Origin of the sequence: Streptomyces sp. NPDC017943, from assembly GCF_044328425.1 — a bacterium.
Lineage (GTDB): Bacteria > Actinomycetota > Actinomycetes > Streptomycetales > Streptomycetaceae > Streptomyces > Streptomyces djakartensis_A.
Genome location: NZ_JBIRHH010000005.1, coordinates 700,741 through 718,651 on the forward strand (window position 1 = coordinate 700,741; position 17,911 = coordinate 718,651).

At 70.6% G+C, this 17,911-nt stretch carries 9 protein-coding genes, 1 tRNA gene and 1 rRNA gene; 1 reads left to right on the forward strand and 10 read right to left on the reverse strand.

All coding sequences use genetic code 11. The features are described 5' to 3' along the window. Positions 1 to 45: 45 nt before the first annotated feature. From ACH4C6_RS20015 to ACH4C6_RS20045, 7 genes are all read right to left on the reverse strand, one after another. Positions 46 to 591 (reverse strand): CinA family protein, encoded by a 546-nt coding sequence (locus ACH4C6_RS20015; RefSeq protein ID WP_398109911.1) that lies wholly within the window; start codon positions 589 to 591, stop codon positions 46 to 48. Continuing rightward, the gene (gene pgsA, locus ACH4C6_RS20020; protein WP_398109943.1) at positions 588 to 1,265 is read right to left on the reverse strand and encodes a CDP-diacylglycerol--glycerol-3-phosphate 3-phosphatidyltransferase; all 678 of its coding nucleotides are present in this window, start codon (positions 1,263 to 1,265) and stop codon (positions 588 to 590) included. The genes ACH4C6_RS20015 and pgsA overlap by 4 nt, the downstream gene beginning before the upstream one ends. Before the next feature lie 368 nt (positions 1,266 to 1,633). After that, entirely contained in the window at positions 1,634 to 3,136 is a 1,503-nt protein-coding gene (rimO, locus tag ACH4C6_RS20025; RefSeq protein WP_398109912.1) for a 30S ribosomal protein S12 methylthiotransferase RimO, read from the reverse strand. 93 nt (positions 3,137 to 3,229) lie between these two features. Continuing rightward, positions 3,230 to 4,078, reverse strand: a complete 849-nt coding sequence (locus ACH4C6_RS20030) for a helix-turn-helix domain-containing protein (RefSeq protein WP_398109913.1) — start codon at positions 4,076 to 4,078, stop codon at positions 3,230 to 3,232. 264 nt (positions 4,079 to 4,342) lie between these two features. Continuing rightward, entirely contained in the window at positions 4,343 to 7,096 is a 2,754-nt protein-coding gene (locus ACH4C6_RS20035; RefSeq protein ID WP_398109914.1) for a DNA translocase FtsK, read from the reverse strand. 129 nt (positions 7,097 to 7,225) lie between these two features. Next, entirely contained in the window at positions 7,226 to 7,906 is a 681-nt protein-coding gene (locus ACH4C6_RS20040; protein ID WP_398109915.1) for a two-component system response regulator, read from the reverse strand. Between the two features lie 345 nt (positions 7,907 to 8,251). Then, the gene (locus tag ACH4C6_RS20045; RefSeq protein ID WP_398109916.1) at positions 8,252 to 13,720 is read right to left on the reverse strand and encodes a HAMP domain-containing protein; all 5,469 of its coding nucleotides are present in this window, start codon (positions 13,718 to 13,720) and stop codon (positions 8,252 to 8,254) included. A 379-nt stretch (positions 13,721 to 14,099) separates the two neighbouring features. Here ACH4C6_RS20045 and ACH4C6_RS20050 point away from each other — a divergent pair, with 379 nt between their 5' ends. Next, positions 14,100 to 16,853 (forward strand): SpoIIE family protein phosphatase, encoded by a 2,754-nt coding sequence (locus tag ACH4C6_RS20050; protein ID WP_398109917.1) that lies wholly within the window; start codon positions 14,100 to 14,102, stop codon positions 16,851 to 16,853. A gap of 47 nt (positions 16,854 to 16,900) precedes the next feature. Here the strand turns inward: ACH4C6_RS20050 and ACH4C6_RS20055 are convergent. From ACH4C6_RS20055 to rrf, 3 genes are all read right to left on the reverse strand, one after another. Then, positions 16,901 to 16,973 (reverse strand) — tRNA-Thr (locus ACH4C6_RS20055). A gap of 73 nt (positions 16,974 to 17,046) precedes the next feature. Next, a complete protein-coding gene (locus tag ACH4C6_RS20060; RefSeq protein ID WP_398109944.1) occupies positions 17,047 to 17,709 on the reverse strand; it encodes a DegT/DnrJ/EryC1/StrS family aminotransferase in 663 nt (220 codons plus the stop codon). 114 nt (positions 17,710 to 17,823) lie between these two features. Continuing rightward, positions 17,824 to 17,911, reverse strand: a 5S ribosomal RNA gene (rrf, locus tag ACH4C6_RS20065); the annotation flags it as partial.

Here is a 17,911-nt window from a genome sequence, read left to right on the forward strand (position 1 = left end):
CGGCCGTGCGGGGAGCGATGTCGTGTTCACTCAGGGCTGCAAACATCAAAACCCCCCGTTCCGTTCCGTATCCTGTGCCCGCTCATTCCTGGTCTGTTCGCCCGCGAGCTCCTGCAGGAGCAGTGCGAGTACGCTCCGTACACTCTCTCTACGAATTTCCTCGCGGTGGCCGTTCAACCGCAGACCCTCCACTTTTCCGCCGCGGGCAGAACCGAAATCCTGTCCGGAGGGCCCGTCCACGGCGACGTAGACCGTCCCGACGGGCCGGCCGTCCTGCGGCTCCGGGCCCGCGACTCCGGTGGTCGCAATCCCCCAGTCCGCACCGAGCGCCGCGCGCACGCCCGCCGCCATCTGGGCCGCGACCTGCGGATCCACCGCTCCCTGTGCCGCCAGCAGAGTGGCGTCGACGCCGAGCAGCTCGTGCTTGAGGTCGGTGGCGTAGGCGGTCACCGAGCCTCTGAAGACCTTGGACGCCCCGGGGACCGATGTGATCTCCGCGGCCACGAGGCCACCCGTCAAGGACTCCGCGACAGCGAGCGTCCCGCCCCTCACCGTGAGTAGTCGCACCACGTCGGTGGCCGTGGAACTCACGCTTCCGTCTCCTCCAACGCAGCCTTGCGCTCGGCGACTCCCCGCCGGCGCAGCACAATGGCCTGTTTCACATAGTCGAGGCCGGTCACCACGGTGAGCACGACCGCCGCGGCCATCACCCACCACCTCAGGGTGGCCAGCCAGCCCGTCAGCGCCAGCACGTACATCCCGACGGCCACGCCCTGGGTGAGGGTCTTCAGCTTCCCGCCGCGGCTGGCGGGGATGACGCCGTACCGGATGACCCAGAATCGCAGCAGGGTGACGCCGAGTTCCCGGCCGAGGATGACGCCGGTGACCCACCAGGGCAGATCGCCGAGCGCGGACAGGCAGATCAGCGCCGCCCCCATGATCGCCTTGTCGGCGATGGGGTCGGCGATCTTCCCGAAGTCCGTGACGAGGTTGTACGTCCGGGCGAGATGGCCGTCGAACAGGTCGGTGATCATGGCGATGGCGAAGGCCGCCCAGGCCAGCGAGCGCCAGGCCGGGTCGTATCCGCCGTCGGCGAGCATCAGCGCGACGAAGGCCGGCACCAGGACGAGCCGGAGCATGGTCAGCAGATTGGCGATGTTCCAGACGCTGGCCTGGTTGACGGCCGCGGCCGCCAGCTTCGCGCCTCGTGGGTGCCTTCCGTCGCCACCCCTGCCCTCGAGGCCGTCGGCCTCCCCGAGCAGCACGCCACCGTCACCGGCGACCGCGCGACCGTCACCGGCCCTGCCCACCGCGCCACTGCCGCCGGCCGTGCCGCTGCCGCCGCCACCGGAGCCGGGCGCGCCGTCCACGGCGGCACCGGCCTCCCCGGCGACCGCCTCACGACCGGGCACCGCGCCGGCGGCACCACCACACTCCGCCTCGTCGGGCGCTCCGGACCCGGCTGCGGACGAACCGCCGTCGGCCGAGGGAGCCGCCGCGCGCCCCGCCACCGCCCCGGGAACCGTCCCCGAGGCCGCGACGGCCGGAGACACCGTTCCGGCCGGGGTCACCGCACCGGCCGCGGCCCTCCGCGCACCGGAGGCACCACCCGCCGCGGATGCCGGGACACCGGTCATCTGCCCGCCTCCTCACTCCACGCAGGCAAGGCGAACGAGCTCTGCAACGGCTCGGCCACCAGGTCGACACCTTCCGTGCCGACCACCTTCGCCTCGACCATACGGCCGATGCTCAGACCCGCGCCGCTCGTGAGCAGCACCTGGCCGTCCGTCTCGGGCGCCTGGTGCTCCGCGCGCCCGTACACGCCCTCCTCGTCGTCCACGGACTCGACGAGGACGTGCACGGTCTGGCCGACGCGCTCCTCGGCGCGCTGCGAGACGAGTTCCTCTGCGAGCCGCGAGACGCGGGCCAGCCGCTCGTCGACGACGTCCTGGTCGAGCTTGCCGTCGTAGGTCGCGGCCTCGGTGCCCTCCTCGTCGGAGTAGCCGAAGACGCCGATGGCGTCCAGCCGCGCGCCGTTCAGGAACCGCTCCAGCTCCGCGAGGTCCGCCTCGCTCTCGCCGGGGAAACCGACGATGAAGTTGGAGCGCACGCCCGCCTCGGGCGCCTTGCCGCGGATGGTGTCGAGCAGTTCCAGGAAGCGGTCGGTGTCGCCGAAGCGGCGCATCGCGCGCAGCACGCCGGGCGCGGAGTGCTGGAAGGACAGGTCGAAGTAGGGGGCGACCTTCGGGGTGGAGGTCAGGACGTCGATCAGGCCGGGCCGCATCTCGGCCGGCTGGAGGTAGCTGACGCGCACCCGCTCGATGCCGTCGACCTCGGCCAGCTCGGGCAGCAGGGACTCCAGCAGGCGGATGTCGCCCAGGTCCTTGCCGTAGGAGGTGTTGTTCTCGGAGACCAGCATGATCTCCTTGACGCCCTGCTCGGCCAGCCAGCGCGTCTCGTTCAGCACGTCCGAGGGGCGGCGCGAGATGAAGGAGCCGCGGAAGGACGGGATGGCGCAGAAGGAGCAGCGGCGGTCACAGCCGGAGGCGAGCTTCACCGAGGCGACCGGCGAACCGTCCAGCCGGCGGCGCAGCGGCGCGCGGGGTCCGGAGGCCGGAGCGAGGCCCTCCGGGAGATCGGCGGGCGCGGCGGCGGGCTCGGCGGGGCCGTGCCCGGGCAGTGCGACCTCGGCGGCCGACTCCTGGCGCTCGGCCGGGCTGATCGGCAGCAGCTTGCGCCGGTCGCGCGGGGTGTGCGAGGCGTGGATGCCGCCGTTGAGGATGGTCTGGAGCCGGTCGGAGATGTCGGCGTAGTCGTCGAAGCCGAGGACACCGTCGGCCTCGGGGAGGGCCTCGGCGAGTTCCTTGCCGTACCGCTCGGCCATGCAGCCCACCGCCACGACGGCCTGCGTTCTGCCGTGTCCCTTGAGGTCGTTGGCCTCGAGGAGGGCGTCGACGGAGTCCTTCTTGGCGGCTTCGACGAAGCCGCAGGTGTTCACGACGGCGACGTCGGCTTCCTCGGCGTCCTCGACGAGCTGCCAGCCGTCCGCCTCCAAACGGCCTGCGAGCTCCTCCGAGTCCACCTCGTTACGGGCGCAGCCAAGGGTGACGAGTGCGACGGTACGGCGTTCAGGCATGGGCTCAAGACTACTTCGTCCCGCCGACACCCCACGTCGACGGGGTTGACCGTTTCCCGGCCAACCCCGTGCGAAGTGCGCTTTACGGACAGGTCATCCGGCTTCGGGATCACCCTTGGTGTAGGTCAGGCGTTCGACAGAACCGGGCTGGAAGTCCTCTTCGATCTTCTTGCCGTTGACGAAGAGGTCGATCGCGCCGGCGTCGCCGAGGACGAGGTGGACCTTGGTGCTGTCCTGGAAGGTCTTGGTGTCGCCCTGCTTGAGGACGCCGTCGAAGAGCATCCGGCCGTTGTGGTCCTTGGCGGCGATCCAGCTGCGGCCGTCGGCGGCGGCCACGCGGACGGTGACCTTGTCCTGCGGCGCGGCGGCGATGGCGCTGTCGGACGGCGCGGGCTTGGGGTCGGCGGGCTTCTTGGTCTTGGTGGTCGGCGAGGCGGAGTCGCTGGGCGTGGAGCCCTCGGCCACGTTCGCCTCGCTGCCGCCGTCGTCACCGCCCTGGAACATGGTGAACCCGACGAAGCCGATCACGGCGACGATCGCGGCGACCATGGCCGCGGTCCAGTTGGGTCCCCGCCGCTCGGGACGGATGCGCTCCGCCTCGAAGAGGGGCGCCGCCGGGGTCGGCGCCGGACGCCCGCCGTGGTCCTCGCCGTACTGGGCGAGCAGGGGCTCCGGGTCGAGGTGGACGGCCCTGGCCAGGGTCCTGATGTGCCCGCGGGCGTAGACGTCCCCGCCGCAGGGCGAGAAGTCGTCCGCCTCGATCGCGTGCACGATGTTCATGCGGACCCGGGTGGCGCTACTGACGTCGTCGACGGTCAGCCCGGCGGCGATACGGGCCTGCCGCAGGGCGTGGCCGATGGAGGGGCGGGCTTCCTCGTGATCTGCTGCGACGCTGTCGTCTTCGAACGGACGCTCGTCTTCAGGTGAGTTGCCGATGGACACGGGGGCGCCTTTCGAGCGTGTAGCCGCCTGTGCTGGAGGTTCAGTCTAGGGGGAGGGCAAAAAGATGGGGCAACCGGGCGGTGACACTTTGTACGCCATCGGAATGGCCCGACAGTCCGATGGTGGGGTCGCTGCGTTTCGCTTCCCTCAACTTGACGTACGCCGAAGGGAAACGGTTGCCCGCTGATCCTTACGGGTGAGTCACGATCGGACCACCCGATTGCCGTACGGCCCGACGATCACCGTGCCCCGTTTCCCTACCCTTCAGACTCCCCCCCGGATCAGGGCGAGCACGCCATCCAGCTCGTCAGGCTTCACAAGAACGTCACGAGCCTTCGAACCCTCGCTCGGTCCGACGATGTTCCGCGACTCCATGAGGTCCATCAGCCGCCCGGCCTTGGCGAAGCCGACGCGCAGCTTGCGCTGGAGCATGGACGTCGAGCCGAACTGCGTGGAGACGACCAGTTCGGCCGCCTGGCACAGCAGGTCGAGGTCGTCGCCGATGTCCTCGTCGATCTCCTTCTTCTGCTTGGTGCCCACCACGACGTCGTCCCGGAAGACCGGCGTCATCTGGTCCTTGCAGTGCTGCACGACCGCCGCGACCTCGGCTTCGGTCACGAAGGCGCCCTGCATACGGGTGGGCTTGTTGGCCCCCATGGGCAGGAACAGCCCGTCGCCCTTGCCGATGAGCTTCTCGGCGCCGGGCTGGTCGAGGATGACGCGCGAGTCGGCCAGCGAGGAGGTGGCGAACGCCAGCCGGGAGGGCACGTTCGCCTTGATCAGGCCGGTGACGACGTCCACCGAGGGGCGCTGCGTGGCGAGCACCAGGTGGATGCCGGCCGCGCGCGCGAGCTGCGTGATGCGCACGATCGCGTCCTCGACGTCGCGGGGCGCGACCATCATCAGGTCGGCCAGCTCGTCGACGATCACCAGCAGGTAGGGGTACGGCTGGAGTTCGCGCTCGCTGCCCTCGGGCGGCTTGACCTTGCCCTCGCGCACGGCCTTGTTGAAGTCGTCGATGTGCCGGTAGCCGTAGGCGGCCAGGTCGTCGTAGCGCAGGTCCATCTCGCGCACGACCCACTGGAGCGCCTCGGCGGCCCGCTTGGGGTTGGTGATGATCGGCGTGATCAGGTGCGGGATGCCCTCGTAGGCGGTCAGCTCGACCCGCTTGGGGTCGACCAGGATCATCCGCACGTCCTCGGGGGTCGCCCGCATCATGATCGAGGTGATCAGGCAGTTGATGCAGGAGGACTTGCCGGAGCCGGTGGCGCCGGCCACCAGCATGTGCGGCATCTTCGCCAGCGAGTGCATGACGTAGCCGCCCTCGACGTCCTTGCCGAACGCGACCAGCATCGGGTCGTCGTCCTCCGCGGACTCCGCGAGGCGCAGGACGTCACCGAGGTTGACCATCTCGCGGTCGGTGTTGGGGATCTCGATGCCGACCGCGGACTTGCCGGGGATCGGGCTGATGATCCGCACGTCCGGGGAGGCGACGGCGTAGGCGATGTTCTTGGCGAGCGCGGTGATGCGCTCGACCTTCACGGCGGGGCCGAGTTCCACCTCGTAGCGCGTGACCGTCGGCCCGCGCGTGAAGCCGGTGACCCGGGCGTCGACCTTGAACTCGGTGAAGACGGTGGTCAGCGCGGCCACTATGGCGTCGTTGGCGGCGCTGCGGGCCTTGCCCGGGCCGCCGCGCTCCAGCAGGTCGAGCGACGGCAGGGAGTAGGTGATGTCGCCCGAGAGCTGGAGCTGCTCCGCGCGCGCGGGCAGTTCGCGCGGCTCGGCGGGCGGCGCCTTCGTCAGGTCGCGGACGCCGGCCCTCGGCTTCTGGGGCTGCGGCTCGGCCTGCGGCGGCCGGTCGGGCTGCGGCTGGTCCTGCTGGGGCCGGGCGGCCGGGACGGGTGTCGGGGTGGTGACCTCCTGGTCGCCGGTGCGCACACCCTGGGTGAGGTCGGCGACGACCGGCGAGGGCGGCATGCCGTGCAGCACGGCACCGTCGAGCGCGGCGGCGGCCGCCGCGGCGACGTCCACGGCGTCCCTGGGGCGGTCCATGTCGGGCTGCGGCACCGCCGAGCGCCTGGGCCGTCCCCGGCGCTGCGACAGGGCCTCCTGCTCGGCGCCGTCGGGGTCGTACGCCCCGGGCGCCGGCGCACGCCTGCCGCGCGGGCGCGCGGGCAGGGCCTCACGCCACTGCTCCTCGTAGCGCTCGTCGTCGTCGGCGTAGCCGTAGTCGTCGTACTCGGCCGGGTCCCGGACGATGCCGAGCCGCACCCCGAGCAGCCGCAGCCGCTGCGGGATGGCGTTGACCGGCGTGGCGGTGACGACGAGCAGCCCGAAGATCGTCACCAGCACCAGCAGCGGCACCGCGAGCACATCGCCCATGGCGTACGACAGCGGCGTCGCCATGGCCCAGCCGATGAGGCCGCCGGCGTCCCGTATGGCCGTCATGCCGTCACCGCGCGCGGGTGAGCCGCACGCCACGTGGACCTGGCCGAGCACGCCGATGACGAGCGCGGACAGGCCGATGACGATGCGTCCGTTGGCCTCGGGCTTCTCCGGGTGGCGGATGAACCGCACCGCGACGACCGCGAGCAGTATCGGCACGAGCAGGTCGAGCCGGCCGAAGGCACCGGTCACCAGGATCTCGACCAGGTCGCCCACCGGGCCCTCGAGGTCGGCCCAGGTGCCCGCGGCGACGATCAGGGCGATGCCGAGCAGCAGCAGGGCGACGCCGTCCTTGCGGTGGGCCGGGTCGAGGTTCTTGGCACCCTGCCCCAGGCCGCGGAAGACGGCGCCGACGGCGTGCGCCACACCGAGCCACACGGCGCGCACGAGGCGGTACACGCCCCCGGTGGGACTGGGCGCCGGCCTGGGCGCGACCTTCTTGGCCGCGGCCTTCCTGGCGGGCGCCTTCTTCGCGGGGGCCTTTCGGGCAGCGGCCTTCTTCGCCGGAGCCTTCGCCGAAGCGGCCGCCTTCTTCGCGGGCGGCTTCCTGGCTGCGGAGGGACGTGAGGCCATGGGTGTGAGGTTACCGGTGGAGACGGCAAGGGACACGTGTGCCCACTGCTTCACCCGTTCGTGTCGCTCCCGGAGGAGGCGCGAAGCTGACGCGCGGTCACCGGGTGGACAACCCGGCCTGCGCGCGCGTCAGTTCTGCGAGGACACCGAGGAGGTGCTTCCGGTGCCCGGCTCCAGCGCGTCCAGCGCCCGCCGCAACCCCGTGAGCTTGCGCTCCAGATGAGCCGCCGTGGCCACCGCGGCGGCGTCGGTCGACTCGTCGTTGAGCTGCTTGGTGAGCGCCTCGGCCTGCTCCTCGACGGCCGCGAGGCGAGCGGAGAGCTCCGCGAGCAGGCCGGCCGACTCCTTGGCCTCGCCGCCCGCGTCCTTGCCGCTGCCCTCCAACTGCAGCCGCAGCAGGGACGCCTGCTCACGCAGCTGGCAGTTCTTCATGTACAGCTCGACGAAGACGGAGACCTTCGCGCGCAGCACCCACGGGTCGAACGGCTTGGAGATGTAGTCGACCGCGCCCGCCGCGTAGCCCCGGAAGGTGTGGTGCGGGCCGTGGTTGATCGCCGTGAGGAAGATGATCGGGATGTCCCGGGTCCGCTCGCGCCGCTTGATGTGCGCGGCGGTCTCGAAGCCGTCCATGCCCGGCATCTGCACGTCCAGCAGGATGACCGCGAAGTCGTCCGTGAGCAGCGCCTTGAGCGCTTCCTCCCCGGACGATGCCCGCACCAGCGTCTGATCGAGCGCCGAGAGGATCGCCTCCAGCGCCAGCAGATTCTCCGGCCGGTCATCGACCAGGAGGATCTTGGCCTTCTGCACCATGGCCCGCCCTCCTCGCCCCGGCGTGGGGCCTCCCCTGTCCGCAGGACCTGGGGAAGCGTCGGTGGGTGCCGCCCCAGGGGACGACTCCCTTGCGCCGTCCGTCCTTGTGCCGGTCATCGTAGCCGCACCCCGCCCGTCGCCACACCCTGTCACCGTGTTGTCACTGTGCACAGAGCGGAAACGCAGCGGGAGACCAGAAGGTTCCCCGGATCTTCCCGTTCTACACGGCTGCGCGCCCACCGAGTTCGGCCCGGCCCGGCGTCCACACCGGGCCCGGCCTTCACAGCCCGGCGTCCACACCGGGCCCGGCCTTCACAGCCCGCCGGACACCCGGCGGGCCCTGCCTCACTCCCCTCGCATCCACTGCTGCATGACCGTCAGCAGGTGATCGGGGTCGACCGGCTTCGTCACGTAGTCGGAGGCGCCCGACTCGATCGCCTTCTCCCGGTCGCCCTTCATCGCCTTCGCGGTCAGCGCGATGATCGGCAGCCCCGCGAACTGCGGCATCCTGCGGATCGCCGTCGTCGTCGCGTACCCGTCCATCTCGGGCATCATGATGTCCATCAGCACGACCGCCACGTCGTCGTGCTGCTCCAGGACCTCGATGCCCTCGCGGCCGTTCTCGGCGTACAGCACCGACAGGCCGTGCTGCTCCAGGACGCTGGTCAGGGCGAACACGTTGCGGATGTCGTCGTCGACGATCAGGACCTTCTGGCCGCCGAACCGGATGCCCCGCTGCGGCTTCGGCGCCGGCTCCTGCTCGGCGGGGACCCACTGCTCGGGCTGGGAGGGCCGCGCCGGCAGCTCGGGCGCCCTGCGCCGCCGCCGGAACAGCGCGGCCGGCCCGTTCTGCGTCTCGCGGTACGACGTCACCTCCGCCGGCGTCTCGGCCTCCGCGGCCGACGGCTCCGAGACCTCGCCCGCGGACACCGCCTCGGCCGCCTCCAGGGCGGGCAGCTGCTGCTGGTAGCCCTGCGGCGGCAGCTCACTGGGGTGCAGCGGCAGGTACAGCGTGAAGGTCGAGCCGCGTCCCGGCTCGCTCTGCGCGTGGATCTCACCGCCCAGCAGCTGCGCGATCTCCCGCGAGATGGACAACCCCAGGCCCGTGCCGCCGTACTTGCGGCTGGTGGTGCCGTCGGCCTGCTTGAACGCCTCGAAGATCACCCGCATCTTGCTGGAGGCGATGCCGATACCGGTGTCCGTCACGGAGAACGCGATCAGCTCGGCGTCCGGATCGGTCAGCGACCCGGTCTCCAGCAACTGCTCCCGGATCTTCTGCGGCACGTCCTCCCGCGCCGGCCTGATCACCAGCTCCACGGAACCCGAGTCGGTGAACTTGACCGCGTTCGACAGCAGGTTGCGCAGCACCTGCAACAGGCGCTGCTCGTCGGTGTGCAGGGTGGCGGGCAGCTCCGGCGAGACCCGCACCGACAGGTCCAGGCCCTTCTCGGCGGTCAGCGGGCGGAAGGTGGCCTCCACGTAGTCCACCAGCTGCACGAGCGCGATCCGCGTCGGGGAGACGTCCATCTTGCCCGCCTCGACCTTCGACAGGTCCAGGATGTCGTTGATGAGCTGGAGCAGGTCGGAGCCGGCCCCGTGGATCGTCTCGGCGAACTCCACCTGCTTCGGGGAGAGGTTCCCCTCGGCGTTGTCCGCGAGCAGCTTGGCGAGGATCAGCAGCGAGTTCAGCGGCGTACGCAGCTCGTGCGACATGTTCGCCAGGAACTCGCTCTTGTAGCGCATCGACACCGCGAGCTGCTCGGCGCGCTCCTCCAGGACCTGGCGCGCCTCCTCGATCTCGGTGTTCTTCACCTCGATGTCGCGGTTCTGCTGCGCCAGCAGCTCGGCCTTCTCCTCCAGTTCGGCGTTGGACGCCTGAAGGGCCTTCTGCCGCTGCTCCAACTCGGCGGAACGCTCGCGCAGTTGCTCGGTCAACTCCTGCGACTGCGCCAGCAGCGACTCGGTCTTGGTGTTGACGGAGATGGTGTTGACGCTGGTGGCGATCATCTCCGCGATCTGGTTCAGGAAGTCCTTCTGGATCTGCGTGAACGGCGTGAAGGACGCCAGCTCGATGACCCCGAGGACCTTCCCCTCGAACAGCACCGGCAGCACGATCACCTGCGCGGGCGGCGCCTCGCCGAGCCCCGACGAGATCCTCAGGTAGCCGCTGGGCGCGTTCTCCACCAGGATCGTGCGCTTCTCCGTGGCGGCCGTCCCGATCAGCGCCTCACCGGGCTCGAACGACGTCGGCATGGAGCCCATCGAGTAGCCGTACGAACCGACCATCCGCAGCTCGTACTGGTCGTCGGCCGCGACGTTGATGTCCTCGCCGTCGACCAGCGGCATGGCCAGGAAGAACGCGCCGTGCTGCGCCGAGACCACCGGGGTCAGCTCGCTCATGATCAGCGAGGCCACGTCCTCCAGGTCCCGGCGGCCCTGCATCAGCCCCGAGATCCGGGCGAGGTTGCCCTTGAGCCAGTCCTGCTCCTTGTTGGCGATGGTGGTGTCGCGCAGGTTGGCGATCATCTTGTTGATGTAGTCCTGGAGTTCCTGGATCTCCCCGGACGCGTCCACGTCGATCTTCAGGTTGAGATCGCCGCGGGTCACCGCGGTGGCCACGCGCGCGATGGCACGCACCTGCCGGGTCAGGTTCCCGGCCATCTCGTTCACCGACTCCGTCAGGTCCCGCCAGGTGCCGTCGACGTCCCGCACGCGTGCCTGCCCGCCGAGCTGCCCCTCGGTGCCCACCTCGCGGGCCACGCGCGTGACCTCCTCGGCGAACGACGACAGCTGGTCGACCATCGTGTTGATGGTCGTCTTCAGCTCCAGGATCTCGCCCCGCGCGTCGATGTCGATCTTCTTGGTCAGATCGCCCTTGGCGATGGCCGTGGTCACCATCGCGATGTTGCGCACCTGGCCCGTCAGGTTGGACGCCATCTGGTTCACCGACTCGGTGAGGTCCTTCCACGTACCGGCCACACCCGGCACGTGCGCCTGGCCGCCGAGAATGCCGTCCGTGCCCACCTCACGAGCCACCTTCGTGACCTGCTCGGCGAACGAACTCAGCGTCTTCACCATCGTGTTGATGGTGTCGGCGAGCTGCGCGACCTCACCGCGCGCCTCGATGGTCACCTGCCGCGTCAGGTCACCGTTGGCGACCGCCGCCGAGACCTGGGAGATGTTGCGCACCTGCGTGGTCAGGTTCTTCGCCATCAGGTTGACGTTGTCGCTCAGGTCCTTCCAGATGCCCGTGACGCCCGGCACATGCGCCTGGCCGCCCAGGATGCCCTCGGTGCCCACCTCACGGGCCACCCGGGTCACCTGCTCGGCGAACGAGGACAGTTGGTCGACCATCGTGTTGACGGTCGTCACCAGCTCGAGGATCTCGCCCTTGGCGTCGACGGTGATCTTCTTCGACAGGTCGCCCCGGGCGACCGCGGTCGTGACCTCGGCGATGTTGCGCACCTGGATGGTCAGGTTGTTCGCCATGCCGTTCACGGACTGGGTGAGGTCCTTCCAGGTGCCGGAGACGCCCTGCACCTCGGCCTGGCCGCCCAGGATGCCCTCCGTACCCACCTCGCGGGCGACCCGCGTGACCTCCTCGGCGAACGACGACAGCTGGTCCACCATCGTGTTCAGGGTGTTCTTCAGCTCCAGGATCTCCCCGCGGGCGTCCACGGTGATCTTCTGGGACAGGTCGCCGCGCGCCACCGCCGTGGCCACCTGGGCGATGTTGCGCACCTGGCCGGTCAGATTGGACGCCATGCCGTTCACGGAGTCCGTCAGGTCGCGCCACACACCGGCCACGCCCGGCACCTGCGCCTGACCGCCCAGCCGGCCGTCCGTACCCACCTCCCGAGCGACCCGGGTCACCTGGTCGGCGAAGGCCGACAGCTGGTCCACCATCGTGTTGATGGTGTTCTTCAGCTCCAGGATCTCGCCCCGCGCGTCCACGTCGATCTTCTGCGACAGGTCGCCCCGGGCCACCGCCGTCGTCACCTGGGCGATGTTGCGCACCTGGGAGGTGAGGTTGCCGGCCATCGAGTTGACGGAGTCGGTCAGTTCCTTCCACGTGCCCGACACGCCGTCGACCCGGGCCTGACCGCCGAGACGACCCTCCGTGCCCACGTCCCGCGCCATCCGGGTCACCTGGTCCGCGAAGCTCGACAGCTGGTCGACCATCGTGTTCACGGTGTTCTTCAGCGCGAGCATCTCGCCGGAGACGTCGACCGTGACCTTCTGCGACAGGTCGCCGTTCGCCACCGCCGTCGTCACCTGGGCGATGTTCCGCACCTGCCCGGTGAGGTTGCGGAACGCGGTGTTGACGGAGTCCGTCAGGTCCTTCCACGTCCCGGCCGCCCCGGGCACCTGCGCCTGACCGCCCAGCTCACCCTCGACACCGACCTCGCGGGCCACCCGCGTCACCTCGGCACCGAAGGCGGACAGCTGGTCCACCATCGTGTTGACGGTGTTCTTCAGCTCCAGCATCTCGCCGGCCACGTCGACCGTGACCTTCTGCGACAGATCGCCGTTCGCCACCGCCGTCGTCACGGCCGCGATGTCCCGCACCTGCGTGGTCAGGTTCCGGAAGACCGTGTTCACCGAATCGGTGAGGTCCTTCCACGTCCCCGCCGCACCCGGCACGTTCGCCTGACCGCCGAGCCTGCCCTCGGCACCGACCTCGTTGGCCACCCGCGTGACCTCGTCCGCGAAGATCCGCAGCGTCTCGGTCATCTGGTTGATCGTCTCGGCGAGCTGGGCGACCTCACCGCGCGCCGGCACCGTCACCTTCCGCGACAGGTCACCGTTGGCCACCGCGGTCGTCACCTCGGCGATCCCGCGCACCTGGGCCGTGAGGTTCCCGGCCATGGTGTTCACGGAGTCGGTGAGCTCCTTCCACACCCCGTCCACGCCGGGCACCTGCGCCTGACCGCCCAGCGCGCCCTCGGTGCCCACCTCCCGGGCCACCCGCGTCACCTCGGAGGAGAACGCCGACAGCTGGTCCACCATCGTGTTGACGGTGTTCTTCAGCTCCAGCATCTCCCCGGCCACGTGCACCGTGACCTTGCGCGACAGATCGCCCCGGGCCACCGCCGTCGTCACCAGCGCGATGTCCCGCACCTGGGCCGTCAGCCGGTGCGCCATCGTGTTGACGGAGTCGGTGAGGTCCTTCCACGACCCCGACATGCCCCGCAGCCTCGCCTGACCGCCCAGCTTGCCCTCGGTGCCCACCTCACTGGCCACCCGCGTGACCTCGTCGGTGAACGTCGACAGCTGGTCGACCAGGTTGTTCACCGTCCGGCCGACCTTGAGGAACTCGCCCCGCAGCGGCTGCCCGCTGCCCTCCGGCACGTGCGTGCGCAGCTCCATGCGCGGCGACAGATCACCGTCGGCCACCGCCGACAGCACCCGGCTGACCTCGGAGACCGGCCGCACCAGGTCGTCCACCAGCGCGTTCGAGTTGTCGATCGCGGTCGCCCACGAGCCCTCGCAGACGCCCGTCTCCAGCCGCTCGGTCAGCTTGCCCTCGCGGCCCACCATCCGCCGCACCCGCGACAGCTCACCCGTCAGGTGCAGGTTCCGGTCGGCCACCTCGTTGAAGACCGCGGCGATCTCCGACATCACGCCGTCGCCGGACACCGTGAGCCGCTTGCGGAAGTTGCCGTCCCGCATGGACACCAGAGCCGACAGCAGTCTGTTCAGCGCCGCCGTGTCCACCTCGGTCGTGCCGTTGCGCGCTGTGCCCTGGTTGCTCGGGGACTGTCCGCCTTTCGCGCGCGTCCTGCTGCCACGCGTCGCTGCGCCAGACTCCACTGTGTCCCTCCCGCAAGGGTCGACCGTCACTGCTGTGCTCGGGTTCCACTCTCGGCGTACCGGTTACTACTGCGTATTCTCCGCCCTGCGCACCGAGGCGGTCCCAGGGGCTGCTGCCCGCCGTACGCCTCCGGCACTCAGCCTGCCCGGACCCGTACAAGAAGCGTGCCCAGTGTTTCACCCCGGCCGAACCAGGCCATAACAGTTCGGCAGCTTCGCACATCGTCCGCACACCCTCCGGACGGAAACACTGCAGACCGGCACCCGCTCGGACCGCGAAGGTAAGTAACCTTGCATCCGGCTGTCCAGCCACGCCGGTCCGTCCGGCCTGGGCGGTGGCACGAAGACGAGCGGGCATCGGAGGGGCGGCCGCAGACACATGACCACCGGACTGATCCCGGGGGAACAACCCTCGGACCCCCGGCCGACGGGCGGACTGCCGCACCAGCGGCACGAACCGGACGGCCCCGCAGCCCAGCACGACGAGAACCGGTCGAGGAGTTCTGTGATCACCGCGCGCGCGGCCGCCAGTTTCGAGCCCGTCGGGCGCTCGGTCGCGAGCGCCCGCTCGTTCGTCCGGGACACCCTCCAGGGCTGGGGGTTCGCCGACATCGTCGACGACGCCGTCGTTCTCACCAGCGAACTGGTGACCAACGCCGTCGTCCACGCCGGCACCTCCGCCGACGTGCTGTGCCTGCGCAGCGACGAGGGCGCGCGCATCGAGGTCGCCGACCGGTACCCGGAGCGCGAGGTTCCCCTCCAGGGCAGCGCCGTCACCATGGGCAGCCCCGACCGCGAGGGCGGCCGCGGCCTGCAGCTGTGCGCGGCCCTCGCCGGCCGCTGGGGCGTCGAGTACACCCCCACCCACAAGACCGTCTGGTTCCGGCTCGACCTGCCCGCACGCGCGGTCGGCACCCGCGCCGCCGGCCCCGCCCTCCCCTCCGAGCTGCTCCCCCTGGCCGACGGCCGGGTCCGCGTGGCCGTCGTCCAGATCGACCGCACCGGCCACATCACCGCCTGGAACGAGGACGCCGAGGACCTCTTCGGCTACCCCGCCGACCAGGTCACCGGCAAGCCCCTCACCGACTTCGCCGCCTGGCCGCACACCCCGGGCACCAGCACCGGCATCGCCGAGGCCCTGCGCCTGTCCCGCTGGGAGGGCAGCTACGGCATCCGCGACGCCGACGGCCGGGTCGTCCCCGTCTACGCCTCCCACCTGCGCGTACGCGACACCGGCGGCGAGCCGTCCACCGTGTGCCTGCTGGTGCGCGACCACGAACGGGCCGTGCTCCAGACGCCCCTGCGCGTCCCGGCCTCCGACACCTCCAGCAGCACCGAGGGCCAGAGCAGCGACCCCTTCGAGGTGTTCATCGGCTCCCCCGCCCCGGACGATTTGGACGGCCTCCTCCAGCGCACGGTGGAACGCGCCCGCGACATGCTCGACGGCGACTCCGCCTTCCTCCTGCTCGCCACTGACGACGAGACGGAACTGGAGGTCCGCGCCTCCACCGGCCTGCCCTCCGCGCGTCAGCGCTTCGCCCGCGTCCCCGTCGAGGCGGGCCCCGGCCGCTACGGCTCGGCCCGCATGCCCGCCGTCCACGACGACCTCGCGGCCGTCCCCGGCGCCGTCCCCCTGCTGAACGGCACCGGCATGCGCTCGGTCGTCACGGTCCCGCTCAAGGTCGAGGGCCGTCTCACCGGCTCCCTCGGCGTCGCAGCGGAGGCCCCCGCCAGATACTCCAACGAAGAGGCCCTGCGCCTGCAATTCGCCGCCGACCGCATCGCCCTCGCCGTCGAATCGGCGCGCCTGGGCGAGCTGGAGCGGCTGCGCCGCGGCTCCCTCAGCTTCCTGGTCGAGGCCTCCGACCTGCTCGCCGGCACCCTGGACCGCGACCAGACCCTCGCGCTGATGGCCCAGATGACGGTCCCGACCCTCGCCACCTGGTGCGCCGTCTACACGATCGCCGACCAGTCCTCCGAACCCGACCTGTCCTACGTGCTGCACGAGGACGAGGAACTCATCGACGGCATCAAGTCCTTGCTGTCGAAGATCCCGCCGCCCGACCCGGTCCCCACGCCCGGCGCCCGCGTATGGCCGGCCCCCGGCGAGAACGCCCACAAGGCCGCCCTGCGCAGCTCGATGCGCAGCCTCGGCCTCAGCGGCGGAACGGGCACCCAGGTCACCCCCGGCATCGGCCCCACCCTCGCCACGGCCTCCGCGGTCGGCGGCGAGACGGTCGTCCTGCCCTTGGTCGCCCGCAACCGCGTCATCGGCATGCTCACCCTGGGCAAGCCGGCCGACGAGCACTTCCGCCAGGAGATCCTGGAACTCGCCGAGGACCTCTCCCGCCGGGCCGCCCTGGCCCTGGACAACGCCCGCCTCTACTCGGAGCGCACGGCGATCAGCCAGGCCCTCCAGCGCAGCCTCCTGCCGCCCGAGCTGCCGTCCATCGACGGCGTCGAGGTCGAGGTCATCTACCGCGCGGCCGGCGAGGGCAACGAGGTCGGCGGCGACTTCTACGACGTCTTCCCCATCCGCGACGGCGCCTACGGCTTCGCCATCGGTGACGTGTGCGGCACCGGCCCGAACGCCGCAGCCGTCACGGGCCTGGCCCGCCACGCCCTGCGCCTCCTCGCCCGCGAGGGCCTCAGCGGCCCGGCGGTACTGGAGCGGCTCAACTCCGCCATCCTCGACGAGGGCGCCCGCAGCCGCTTCCTCACCCTGCTGTACGGCGAGATGCGCCCCCAGGAGGACGGCAGCGCCGAGCTGAAGGTCGTCTGCGCCGGCCACCCCCTGCCGCTGCGCCTGCGCCAGGACGGCACGGTCGAGCCGGCCGCCGAACCCCAGCCCCTCCTCGGCGTGATCGAGGACCTGGAGCTGTACGAGGAGACGGTCACGCTCGGCCCGGGCGATGTCCTGCTGTGCGTCACGGACGGCGTCACCGAACGCCGCGAGGGCACCCGCATGCTCGGTGACGACGGTCTCGCCGACGTGCTGACCACCTGCACGGGCCTGACGGCCGGAGCGGTCGCGGCGCGCATCATGCGGGCGGTGGAACGCTTCGCCTCGGACGCCCCGTCCGACGACATGGCGATCCTGGCCATGCGCGTCCCGGGCCTCCACCAGGACTAGGACAAGAAAGAAGGCCCCACCCGTGAGGGTGGGGCCTTCTTTGCCGGAGCCCCCAAACGGAATCGAACCGTTGACCTTCTCCTTACCATGGAGACGCTCTACCGACTGAGCTATAGGGGCCTGTCGCTTCGGGGGTTCGCCCCGCGGCAACGGAATAGATCATACCCCGAACAGAAGCGTGCTCCCAACCACGTCAGAAGGCCGGCTGCAGCAGGCCGCCCAGGGCATTGCAGGCGGAGACGATCCGCTGCATGTCCCGCTTGGTGAGGGTGGCGTCCACCGGCAGTGCCAGCGTCTCGTCGGCGGCTCGCTCGGTCTCCGGCAGTGACACGCACCGCCGGAATTCGGGCAGCCGGTGCACGGGTGTCTTCACCGGCACCCGGCAGTCAACTCCCTTGTTGCGCAGGGCCCGTGCGAAGGCGTCCCGGTCGGGCCGCCCGTTCCCCGGTACGCGCACGACGTACTGCTGGTAGGAGTGCCCGTCGCCGTCGTCCGGTGTCCGCACGCCCCTCAACTTGGCGTGCAGATAGGCCGCCCGCTCCCTGCGCCTCGCTATCTCGTCGTACGGCGCCTCGGACTCCCCCTGTTCCAGGACGAGCAGTCCGTGCCGCTGTCCCACCCGGTGCAGCCGCGCGAGGTCGGCGAGCCGGCCGAACCGGTGCACCACCACCATGGCTGCGGTCCGGGGCGTCAGGGCGGCCTCCACGGCATCGGCGTCGAGGCAGTACGTGGAGGGATCTATGTCGGCGAACACGGGCATGGCTCCGGCCATGGCGACGGACTCGGCGATCTCGACGTTCCCGAAGGCCGGGACGACGACCTCGTCACCGAGTCCGACGCCGGCGGCCTTGAGCAGTGCGGCAGTACCCATGCTGTGCATGCTCGTTGCGCAACGTGAACGTCAAGTGACGGACAACAAAAAAGGGTTGGACCCCGAACCGAAGTCCGGGGTCCAACCCTTGTAAGAATTGTTCGGCGGCGTCCTACTCTCCCACAGGGTCCCCCCTGCAGTACCATCGGCGCTGTAAGGCTTAGCTTCCGGGTTCGGAATGTAACCG

Excerpts from the sequence above, each read along its gene's own strand:
- ACH4C6_RS20050 (WP_398109917.1), top strand. The coding sequence starts at position 14,100 with ATGACCACCGGACTGATCCCGGGGGAACAACCCTCGGACCCCCGGCCG.
- ACH4C6_RS20040 (WP_398109915.1), bottom strand. The coding sequence starts at position 7,906 with ATGGTGCAGAAGGCCAAGATCCTCCTGGTCGATGACCGGCCGGAGAAT.
- ACH4C6_RS20035 (WP_398109914.1), bottom strand. The coding sequence starts at position 7,096 with ATGGCCTCACGTCCCTCCGCAGCCAGGAAGCCGCCCGCGAAGAAGGCG.
- rimO (WP_398109912.1), bottom strand. The coding sequence starts at position 3,136 with ATGCCTGAACGCCGTACCGTCGCACTCGTCACCCTTGGCTGCGCCCGT.